The organism is Streptomyces mutabilis (assembly GCF_014649815.1).
Taxonomy (GTDB): Bacteria; Actinomycetota; Actinomycetes; order Streptomycetales; family Streptomycetaceae; genus Streptomyces; species Streptomyces mutabilis.
On sequence record NZ_BMTT01000083.1, the window covers coordinates 1 to 1,232 of the forward strand.

Annotated in this window: 1 protein-coding gene; it reads left to right on the forward strand. The window is 32.5% G+C overall.

The window, feature by feature from the left end; genetic code table 11:
- Positions 1 to 75: 75 nt before the first annotated feature.
- Positions 76 to 588: a YjaZ family protein gene (locus tag IE142_RS39610; RefSeq protein ID WP_191889399.1), complete on the forward strand. Its 513-nt coding sequence runs from the start codon at positions 76 to 78 to the stop codon at positions 586 to 588.
- The last annotated feature ends 644 nt before the right edge of the window (positions 589 to 1,232 follow it).

Below are 1,232 nucleotides of genomic sequence, written 5' to 3' on the forward strand. Positions count from 1 at the left end.
ATTATCAAAAGAAGAAAATAGAAAAAATAAATTAAAACAAGAGATAGCTGGAAAAGAAAGGCAAGGAAAATAATAGTGGCAGGAATAAAAGGCAAGTATTGGCAAGATATAACCGATGGTTCAAATACCTATAAAATGGATCATCTACATCCATTTAGTTTTACTCATAGAAAACAGGATAACACTAGTGTTTGTATACATGTATCATTTGAAAATCATGTATTTACAGATGAAAAAGAAACATCTCACATACAAATAGATGGCCGATACTTCAGTTTAAATCGTTATGAATGTAGTAAACAACTCAGAGAGTTGATAACAACAAATTTTATGGATAATCATGTAGTGGTATACAAAAACAAGAAAAATAATGAAAGCTACTACTACACTGAAAAATATGATTACGCTATATTTTTCAATATGGCAAAAATCGATAACAATACATTAAAAATGAAAGTAATTAGTGCCTATGAAGTTGATTCATTGGGAAAAAGCTCGTTACGTCAAGGCGAAAAAATAACAGCTTCATTTCTGACTCATTTAAAACTGATTGGAAAATCTTATCTAAAAAAAACAAAAAAGCGCTAAATGCCCTTCCATGTTCCGGTCTTATCTTTATTTATTATCCCGCTCTCAGGCTGGGAGTGGATGAACCACCGATGATGACACCCTAGTAATTTACTAGTTCCGGTCTGTATCACTCATAAACTTCAGATAAATTATACTCAAAAAAGATCAAAGATGCCAATGCTGGATTTAAACCCCCATTGACAGAAGAGGTTATTAATAATGGTCAACAAACAAAACCAAGAACAGAAACTCAAGGTTTTAGACCTTCAAGCCACCTTCAGCACCAAAAATAAAAACTCGAAAGTAAGTTCTCATAGGATGATTTTACGTTAAAAAGCCCTTAATCAGCGGTTAAGGACTTTCCTTATTTTTAATACTTAAGCGTACTGTATCAGCTTCCAAGTAACAGCTTGATTATTATAAGGTGGGAATCTGTTACCTTTAGCTATTGGAGCTGTAGTTGATGGAGTACCAACAACTTTCCAAACGCCACTTTCAGGGCAATTTTGCCCTGTGGTTCCAGTTGTACCTATAGGACTTTTTGACATAAAACTATCCTTAGTAAAAAAATACGGTCAAAATTAACCATAATTTATATATGGTCTATTTTAGTTCATATCAACTAAGATTAATCTCAAACACAATCCTAGATTAAGTACATC